The following is an 8,931-nucleotide window of genomic DNA, read 5'->3' on the forward strand; positions in this document are numbered from 1 at the left end:
CGTTAAAAAGTTTTCAAAAACTATTTTGAAATTACTTTCGCCATTTCAATACATTTATTTGAATAACCCCATTCGTTGTCATACCAAGAGAGCAGTTTAACAAAATTGCCGTCAAGCGCTAACGACTTATCAGCATCGAAAATGGAAGTACGAGCGTCGCCTCTGAAATCCGTCGAAACTACCGATTCTTCGGTATAACCCAAAACTCCTTTGAGTCCGCCTTTTTCAACGTCTGTTTCCGACGCTTCTTTAATCGCTTTTTTAATTTCGTCAAATGTCGCCGCGTTTTTAAGTTCCGCCGTCAAATCCACGATAGATACGTCGCTTGACGGAATGCGAAGCGAAATACCTGTAAGTTTTTTATTAAGTTCCGGCAAAACCAAGCCAACCGCTTTCGCGGCGCCTGTTGAAGACGGAATTATATTTTCAAGAATACCGCGTCCGCCTCTCCAGTCCTTTTTGGAAGGTCCATCTACTGTTTTTTGCGTCGCCGTCGCCGCATGGACGGTAGTCATAAGACCTTTTACGATTCCGAATTTTTCATGAACGACTTTTGCCAAAGGCGCAAGGCAGTTCGTTGTGCAAGATGCGTTTGAAATAATTGTCTCGCCCGCGTATAACTTGTGGTTTACGCCGTACACGAAAGTCGGCGTGTTATCTTTTGCCGGAGCGGAGAGTATTACTTTTTTTGCACCCGCCGCGATATGTTTTTTTGCAGTTTCTTGATCAAGGAAAAAACCGGTCGATTCAATAATAATATCTGCGCCTACTTCGTCCCATTTAAGATCCGCGGGGTCATATTCCGCGGTTAACCGTACCTTTTTGCCGTTTACGATGAGATTATTGTCTTCTATTGAAATCTCACCTTTAAATTTACCGTGAACCGAGTCGTATTTTAGCATATATGCCAAATAATCCGGCTCAAGCAAATCGTTAATTCCTACGATTTCGATTTCGTCGGCAAAACTCGCAACCGCGCTGCGAAATACATTGCGACCGATACGACCAAATCCATTAATACCAATTTTAATAGCCATAAATCCTCCAAAACTAAAAACTATTATACTAAAAACATATCCGTAAAATACATTATGCTAAAAGAGTAAGCGAATTTTTTTCATTACCGGCAAAATAAAGTCGCTTTTGATGTTTAATTCACATGATAATCGGTAATATTTGTAATTTTTTAATTTCAAAAAAGTATTTTTCGGTAAAACCGAAAGGGAATTATGAAATGGAAAGTAAAAAAGTCGGTTTTGAACGGGACGATTGAAATTCCCGCTTCAAAATCGCATACGATTCGTGCGTTACTTATCGCATCGCTTGCGGAGGGCGAATCGGTAATTAAAAAACCGCTTTTAACGGGTGACGGATTTTCTGCGCTTAACGCCGCAAAGGCAATCGGTGCAAAAACGCAGCAAAAAGAAGACGGGTTGCACGTTTTCGGCGTCGGAAAGAATGTAAATTTAGCGAAATCCGTGAATATGGAAAATTCCGGGACGGGAACAAACATGTTTTCGGCGGCTGCGGCGCTGGGAGAAACGCCTATAACGTTCGACGGCGATGATTCTTTGCGCACAAGACCGATGGAGAGTTTACTTTCGGCTTTGGAAAAAATGGGCGCAAAGGTTGAATACCACAAGAAATTCGGCGGACCGCCTTTTACTGTTTGCGGAAAAATAAGCGGCGCAAAAATTGAAATAGACGGAAACAATTCGCAGTATCTTTCCGCTTTGCTTTTGGTCGCTCCGCTTTTGAAGGGTAAAACTCAAATTTCTCTTAAAACGCTTTTTGAACGTCCTTATGTGAAAATGACGCTTTGGTGGCTTGACAAAATGAGAATAAACTATTCGGCGGATTTTGAAAATTTGGAGTTTACCGTAGAAGGCGGACAAAAATACGTCCCGATAAAAGAAACGATTCCCGGAGACTTTTCTTCAGCTACGTTTTCGGCGGTCGGAGCGGTTTTGACAGGTGGGAAAATCGATATTCGCAATATAGATTTTTCTGACCCGCAGGGTGACAAAGAAATATTTCGGATTATAGAAAAAATGGGTGCAAAAGTCGAAAAAACTCAAAACACGGCGACTGTTTCAAGAAGCGGTGATTTGCACGGTTTGGAAATAGACTTAAACGCTATGCCTGACGCTATTTGCGCTTTGGCTGTTTTGGCGACGCAGGCAAAAGAACCGACAAAAATATACAATGTCGCCCAAGCGCGAATCAAAGAGACCGACAGGATTAGTCTTATGACGCGGGAACTTGGGAAAATGGGTGCGAAGATCGAAGAATTTCCCGATGCGATGACGATCTATCCGTCAAAACTAAACGCGGCAAATGTCAGCGGATACGGCGATCACAGAGCGGTTATGGCGCTGACACTGGCGGGAATGGCGGCAAGCGGCGAGACGATTATCGACACCGTACAGGCGGCGGACGTGACTTATCCCTCGTTCAAAGACGACTTTTCGGCGATTGGCGCAAAGATTGAAATTTCGGGGCAATCTTTTGCCTAAATTTTTTTGCAAACCGCAATAAGAGACAGCCCCGGCAAACGGATAAATATTTTGTCGAGTATTCTATTTATCGCGAAATCCAAATTCAAGATCGTTTTGATAAATATCGTTAAAAAGTGATTTTCCGAATAATTCCACTTGTTGCTTTTGTAATCGGATTTTTCTTTTTTAAGAAAAGATAATAGGCATGATAAAAACAAAGTTGTGTAAAAATAGTGGCAGCATTCAACTTTTATATCGCGTCGTTTCAGCAAATTTATCAATTGCTTTCGACCGTATCTACGGTAATGCCGCGCTCTAACGTCATGTGCGGAAAATAAAAATTGAAATGCGGGAACGGTTATCAATATTGCGCCGCCGCTTTTCAGTTTGTCCGCCGCCGTGTTGAAAAAAGCGGCGTCGTCTTCAATGTGTTCCAATACGTCCATCATGACCATGCAGTCTAATTCGTTTTGAGGTAATTTGTTTATATCGTTAAGATATTTTATTCCGTTTTCTATGACGCACCCTTCTGGAAATAATATATCGACCGCATAAATATTTTCATCTACAAACGTCTTCAGTTTTTTTGTGTAAAAAGTATGACGTGCGCCGATATCCGCAAGATTATGTAATTTTCTATTTTTGAGAACGCTTAAAACACATTCTCTCCTTGATAAATACCAAGGATGTCGAAGAACGTTTTCATCGTCTGGAAGACCGAAGCCTGTCGATTTATTGTTTGTGTCGTTTTGTGTAATGGGGAGGGGCGTTCTCATTAGCAAATTCCTTTTTTTAAAATATTTTAACGCAGAAAATACATAATTTTATCGGTTTAAAGTCAAGGAAAAGATAATCCGAGTCATAAAAAACTACAACAAATCCGCTTCAAAAAAATTCTTTGCCGAATTATATTTTCTCAAAACAACCTCGACAATCTGGTTTTTTCTAAAATTTGGATTTTTTTCACCTTTTACCCGCAGATAATTTTGCGTAATTCCGCTCAATTCTCTTTCGGTTTCTATAATAATTTTCTGCGTCTTTGAAATTTGCAAATTTGCAAAATTTTGCCTTTGCAAAACGAACAATTCTCGTAAAATCTCGCTTCTTTGTTTTTTTATTTTTTCAGGAATTTGATTTTTCATGGCTGCGGCTGGCGTTTGAGGGCGTAAAGAATACATAAAAACGTGTCCGTAATTAAATCCGAATTTTTGGATGTTTTCTTTCGTTTTGATAAAATTTTCTTCGCTTTCATTTGGAAATCCCACAATAAAATCGCCGCCTAAATTCAATTCCGGTATGAATTTTCGATATTTTTGCAAATTTTCAAACAAATTTTCGATCGCTTTCGGATTTCTATTCATTAAAGTTAAGATTTCTGGAGAAAGCGATTGAACCGCCACGTGCAAGTGCCTGCAAATTTGCGGATTTTCTGCCATAAACTCAAACAATTTTTCATCGCAATCGTCAGGATTCATTGACGATAGTCGTAAGCGGATTTTGTCGTTAATCGAAATAATTTTTTTTGCAACGTCCAAAAAATTTTGGCCTTCGTTTTGATATTGTCCGATATGGGTTCCGGCTAAAACGATTTCGTTATAACCTAAATTTATAGAGTCTTTTGCAAGAGAAATTGTTTCGTTGAAATTCGCGCTTTTTGGCGTTCCGCGTAAGTATGGAACTATGCAATAACTGCAAAATGAGGCGCAGCCTTCCTGAATTTTTATTGAAAATCGTGTACGGTCGCAGGCTTGCGGCGGCTGGATTGTTTTTAAGATTTTTAATTCGGCGTTGTTTAAGTTTTCAACAAAACAACCTCCGTTTTCTTTGGATATTATGTTAAAAATATCGTTTTTTTTAGCGTTTCCGATTACAAATTCGACTTTTTGAAAATCTTTAGGCGATTGCTGCGCCAAACAACCCGTAACGACTATTTTGGCGTTTGGATATTTTTTCTTAAGACTATCTACAAATTTGAAATTTTTTTGCTGAGAAGTAAGAGTGACCGAGCAGGTGTTTACGATAATAAAATCAGCGTCGTCAAAATTTTTTTTATCATAAATTATTTCGAATCCGTTTGCTTGAAACGACGACGCGACAGCGTCGATTTCTTCTTTATTTGTTCGGCAGCCAAACGAATAGAACGCCGCTTTTGCCGTCATCTTAAAAATCTCTTTGCAATTTCGTTCAGAGAAATCTTTGAAAAAGTAGGTCGTCCGTGTGGACAAATATGGGGGTTTTTCGTTGAAAAAAGCGCAGTTAAGAGCGCGTTCATCTCCTGATTTTTAAGCGTATGTCCAAATTTTATCGCGGCTCCGCAAGCGTAAGACGCGGCGAAATGCCTATGAACCGACGATAATATCGCCGAATTGTTTTCGTGGATAAACTGCGCCGCAATGTCTTCTATCGCCTCTTTTATTTGGCTCTCACGTGAAAAATCCGTAGGCATTGAATAAATTGCCACAGTATTTTTGCCAAAATCTTTAATGTCAAATCCCGCTTTTGAAAAAAAATCACGAACAGATAAAATTATCTCTTTTTCAAACGGTTTCAATTCCATAGTTACGGGGAATATCAACGATTGCGATTCAATCCCTTTTTCCATTCCGTCAAGAATTTTTTCGTATAAAATCCGCTCGTGCGCGGCATGCTGGTCAATCAAAAGCAAGCCGTCGGCAACCGAAACCGCAACATATCGATTGTGAATTTGAAAGCAAGGGACAGTATCCCAAGAATTTGCGTTAAGTCCTATTTCGGCAAATTTATCGTCAACAGTTTCCGCCGGAATCAAACTCATAAACGGCATCGAAATTTGCTGCGGTTTTTTTACGTTTTCGTCAAACTTCGGGTTTTCAATCAATTTGTATTTGCAATTTTGCGATTCTTCAAATGCAATTTTTTCTTTTGGCGTTTCGGACGAATATTGCAGATTTTGAACAGGATTTATCGTGTTTTTTTGATAAGTTTCCAATTCGTTGAAAACGGTGCGAAAAATAAAAGAAAAAAGCGATTTTTCATCGTCAAACTTTACCGTTTGTTTGGTCGGGTGAACGTTTACGTCTATTTTTGACGGCTCAATATCCAAAAAACAAAACCAAGACGGCTTATTTCCGTATGCCGAAATGAAACGTGAAAAACTTTCTCGAATTGCGCCGGCTATCGCGCCGTTGTCTATTTTGCGGAGATTTACATATAAATTTTGATATTTCGGCCTTGGTTTCGCTCCGCTCGGAGAACAGATATAAATTTGCGCCGACATTTCCGGATTTTCGTTTCCGCAATAGATTAAATCGTTTGCAAAATTTATTCCCGCAATTTGTGAGATTCTGGTTTTATGGTCTTGAACGGCCGGAACGTCATAGATTTTTTTGCCGTCCGCTATGCATGTAAAATGAATTGTTGGAAACGCCGTGAATATATCTTCCACCGTCGATAAAATAGAAAGTTTTTCGCTGTTTTCGGATTTTAAAAATTTTTTTCGCACGGGAAGATTAAAAAACAAATCACGGCATTCGACGCTCGTTCCTTTTAGATGAGCGACCGGTTCAACTTGGGAGAAATCTCCGCCGTTTGAAAAGATTTTATATCCCGCTCCGTCGTTTGAAACGCTTGACGTAAGCGTCATTTTTGAAGCGCTTGCCACACTTGCGAGCGCTTCGCCTCTAAATCCCATTGTGGAAACGGCATACAAATCTTGTGCAGAATTTATTTTGCTTGTCGCGTGAGGAGTAAGCGCCAAAAGAAGTTGGTCCTTTTCTATTCCGCAACCGTTATCCGTGACTTTTATTTTGCTTATTCCGCCGTTTTCAAAAAAAACCGAAATTTTGTCTGCACCCGAATCAATCGCGTTTTCAAGAAGTTCTTTTACAATTGACGACGGGCGCTCGATAACTTCTCCGGCGGCGATTTGCTCGACGACATTTTTGGGTAGTAATTTTATTTGAGGCATAAATTAACTCCGTTTCTACCGAGAAAATAATAAACGCTTAAATTGCCTTTGTCTTGCCGCCTCGTAAAGCAAAATTCCCATAGCGACCGAAACGTTAAGAGATTCGACTTCTTTTACCATGGGGATCGCGATGATTTTATCACATAATTTTGATAGATACGCGGGTATTCCGTCATGTTCTCCGCCGGTGATAATAAGAACGGGATTTTTGAAGTTTACTTCCGACGGACTTGTTTCTCCTCGCCCGTCTGCGCCGATTATCTGAATACCGCACTCTTTCATTTTTTTTACAAGCGATTCAAGATTGTCCGGCTTAATCAAAACGGCGTTTTCAATTGTTCCTGCGGACGTTTTTGCGACAGTTCCGTTTAACGGTACGACACCTTTGCGTTCAAATAAAATCGCCGATACGCCGAATGCGCATGCGGAACGGATTACCGCTCCCAAATTTCCAGGATCTTCTATTGCGGCGGGAAGAATAAAAAGCGGATTTTGAACGTTTTCAATAATTTCCCACAATTTTTTTTCATCGTCGTAAGGACGTATCGTGCGAAACGCCACTACTCCCTGATGCGGAAAATTATTCGACATTTTGCCGAGTTTGTTTTCCGGGATGCAGGCGTAAGAAATCTTTTCTTTTTTTACGGTTTTGAGCAATTCAAACAATTTTCCGGTTTTGTTTTTGTCGTTAAAATATATTTTGTCTATTGATTGACGGTTTTTGTTCACAAGTTCTTCGACCGCATAAATTCCGTAAATTATATTTGTTTCGTTTTGAGACATTTTTACTCTGTTGAAAAGGTTAATTTTGGACGAAAACACAAAAGATACGCTACGAAAATACTATAGGGAAATAAGGCAAAAGGCTGTAGATAAAGAAAAATTATCTAAAATAATATGCGGACATATAAAAATTTTGAATTTTTACACAAACGCTTTGCGTCCGATTCTTTATTGGGCGTGCAAAAGTGAAGTTTCGCTTTTGGAAATTTGTGAAGAACGATGGGAAAAAAAAGAAAAGTTCGGACTTCCGCGATGTTTGGATAAAAACGGAAATATGGACGTTTTTGAAGCAAAAAAATATGAAATGTCGTTTGATTGCAACAAGGTTTTATCGCCTAACCCAAAAAATATTATTTTGCCTCGGGATATCGATTGTGTTTTTGTGCCTGCAATCGCTTTTGATAATTTCGGAAGGCGGCTTGGGCAGGGCGGCGGGTATTACGACAGGTTTTTGCGAAAATGCGGCGATGCGATAAAAATCGGCGTTTGTTTTTCGATGCAAATTTCGCAAGATCCGCTTCCAGAGGACGAAAAAGACGAACGCGTTTCAATAATAATTTCGGAAAAAGGTATAATTAAAGTATGATAATTTTACAGATTTCTTTACTGTTAATACTTTTCTTAATATTGGTTGTTTTGTTTGTTGAAAATAAATTTTCTTTTGATTTTTATTCCCCGAATATTTGGAATATTCGATGGGAAACGATATTTTTTAAGTATTCTTTCGGCTCAAACGGAAATAATTTTGATTTTTTCCTGAAATTCAAACATAAAGAAAAACTTAGACGAAAAACCGAAATAGAATTTCCAAAAGAATCAAAAGACTATTATGAAAGCGAACGCAAAACAGAAACACATAGTCGGAAATCGAAATCGAAAATCAAAATTCAAAAACCGAAAAAACAACGACAAAAGTCCGAAAATTACAAGGAAAGCAATAATAGCGATTTACAATTTTTAGATGAAGATGAAGAAAAAACGGAAGAAGAAAGAAATTGGTTTGATTTTATAAAAAAAATATGGGAAAAAGAAAAAAAACCGATTAAAGCGTTGCTCAAATTTGTTGCGACGGTTATAAAATTATCGTTAAAACTGCTGACTCCGGCGAAAATAGAATCAAATTTATTCGGCGGAGTTCGTGATCCGGCGGAAACGGGCTGGCTTTATTCTTTATTTATTTTATTTAATTCCTCTTTTGAAAACAACAAACGAATTTCACTTAAATTCATTCCGAATTTTGTTGAAAACGGATGGAAATTCGACGGACATATAATGTATAGTTTTTCGATAGCCGGAATATTTTTATTTATTTTTATAATTATTTTTCGCTTTCCGTATTTTGCTGTAATCAAATCGTTGTTCAGGTATCGAAAATTTATTTGGAAGAAAAACTGAAATCTTTACTCAGTCTCTTGACGCAAATATTATTTTAATTAAAGTTTTGGCTAAAATCAAACAGAATAGACGGATGGAAATGGCGCATAATTACTTGAGAAACTTGACTTTTACAGAGGCGAATAGTATTTTATACTTGTATATTATGAATGTCTTCGGTCTTCGGTCTTCGGTCTTCGGTCTTCGGTCTTCGGTCTTCGGTCTTCGGTCTTCGGTCTTCGGTCTTCGGTCTTCGGTCTTCGGTCTTCGGTCTTCGTTCTTCGGTCTTCGGTCTTCGGTCTTCGGTCTTCGGTCTTTGGTCTTCATTTT

At 38.8% G+C, this 8,931-nt stretch carries 8 protein-coding genes; 3 read left to right on the forward strand and 5 right to left on the reverse strand.

Translation table 11 applies throughout. The annotated features are described in order from the left end of the window. Window positions 1-20: 20 nt before the first annotated feature. Window positions 21-1,037, reverse strand: coding sequence for a type I glyceraldehyde-3-phosphate dehydrogenase (gene gap, locus LBH98_06585; GenBank protein ID MDR0304416.1), 1,017 nt, complete (start codon window positions 1,035-1,037; stop codon window positions 21-23). Between the two features lie 192 nt (window positions 1,038-1,229). Here gap and aroA point away from each other — a divergent pair, with 192 nt between their 5' ends. Further along, window positions 1,230-2,516 (forward strand): 3-phosphoshikimate 1-carboxyvinyltransferase, encoded by a 1,287-nt coding sequence (gene aroA / locus LBH98_06590; GenBank protein MDR0304417.1) that lies wholly within the window; start codon window positions 1,230-1,232, stop codon window positions 2,514-2,516. Here aroA and LBH98_06595 read toward each other — a convergent pair. The 4 genes from LBH98_06595 to rlmB all read right to left on the reverse strand — a co-directional run bounded on the left by LBH98_06595 (window position 2,513) and on the right by rlmB (window position 7,227). Further along, a complete protein-coding gene (locus tag LBH98_06595; GenBank protein MDR0304418.1) occupies window positions 2,513-3,274 on the reverse strand; it encodes a class I SAM-dependent methyltransferase in 762 nt (253 codons plus the stop codon). The genes aroA and LBH98_06595 overlap by 4 nt on opposite strands. Before the next feature lie 93 nt (window positions 3,275-3,367). Continuing rightward, complete coding sequence (locus tag LBH98_06600) at window positions 3,368-4,657, reverse strand: MiaB/RimO family radical SAM methylthiotransferase (GenBank protein ID MDR0304419.1); 1,290 nt, start codon at window positions 4,655-4,657, stop codon at window positions 3,368-3,370. After that, window positions 4,654-6,444: a DNA mismatch repair endonuclease MutL gene (mutL, locus tag LBH98_06605; GenBank protein ID MDR0304420.1), complete on the reverse strand. Its 1,791-nt coding sequence runs from the start codon at window positions 6,442-6,444 to the stop codon at window positions 4,654-4,656. The genes LBH98_06600 and mutL overlap by 4 nt, the downstream gene beginning before the upstream one ends. A gap of 15 nt (window positions 6,445-6,459) precedes the next feature. Continuing rightward, entirely contained in the window at window positions 6,460-7,227 is a 768-nt protein-coding gene (gene rlmB, locus LBH98_06610) for a 23S rRNA (guanosine(2251)-2'-O)-methyltransferase RlmB (GenBank protein MDR0304421.1), read from the reverse strand. Between the two features lie 25 nt (window positions 7,228-7,252). Between rlmB and LBH98_06615 the strand changes: the two genes are divergently transcribed. Both LBH98_06615 and LBH98_06620 read left to right on the forward strand, forming a co-directional pair. Next, window positions 7,253-7,813: a 5-formyltetrahydrofolate cyclo-ligase gene (locus LBH98_06615; protein ID MDR0304422.1), complete on the forward strand. Its 561-nt coding sequence runs from the start codon at window positions 7,253-7,255 to the stop codon at window positions 7,811-7,813. Beyond that, the gene (locus LBH98_06620; protein MDR0304423.1) at window positions 7,810-8,622 is read left to right on the forward strand and encodes a hypothetical protein; all 813 of its coding nucleotides are present in this window, start codon (window positions 7,810-7,812) and stop codon (window positions 8,620-8,622) included. Before LBH98_06615 ends, LBH98_06620 begins: the two co-directional genes overlap by 4 nt. Window positions 8,623-8,931: the final 309 nt, after the last annotated feature.

It is taken from the genome of Chitinispirillales bacterium, assembly GCA_031254455.1.
In the GTDB taxonomy this organism is placed as follows: domain Bacteria; phylum Fibrobacterota; class Chitinivibrionia; order Chitinivibrionales; family Chitinivibrionaceae; genus WRFX01.

What these genes read in the sequence shown, in the direction of transcription:
- rlmB (MDR0304421.1), bottom strand. Translation starts at nt 7,227, where the DNA reads ATGTCTCAAAACGAAACAAATATAATTTACGGAATTTATGCGGTCGAA.
- aroA (MDR0304417.1), top strand. Translation starts at nt 1,230, where the DNA reads ATGAAATGGAAAGTAAAAAAGTCGGTTTTGAACGGGACGATTGAAATT.
- gap (MDR0304416.1), bottom strand. Translation starts at nt 1,037, where the DNA reads ATGGCTATTAAAATTGGTATTAATGGATTTGGTCGTATCGGTCGCAAT.
- LBH98_06600 (MDR0304419.1), bottom strand. Translation starts at nt 4,657, where the DNA reads ATGACGGCAAAAGCGGCGTTCTATTCGTTTGGCTGCCGAACAAATAAA.
- LBH98_06620 (MDR0304423.1), top strand. Translation starts at nt 7,810, where the DNA reads ATGATAATTTTACAGATTTCTTTACTGTTAATACTTTTCTTAATATTG.
- LBH98_06595 (MDR0304418.1), bottom strand. Translation starts at nt 3,274, where the DNA reads ATGAGAACGCCCCTCCCCATTACACAAAACGACACAAACAATAAATCG.
- mutL (MDR0304420.1), bottom strand. Translation starts at nt 6,444, where the DNA reads ATGCCTCAAATAAAATTACTACCCAAAAATGTCGTCGAGCAAATCGCC.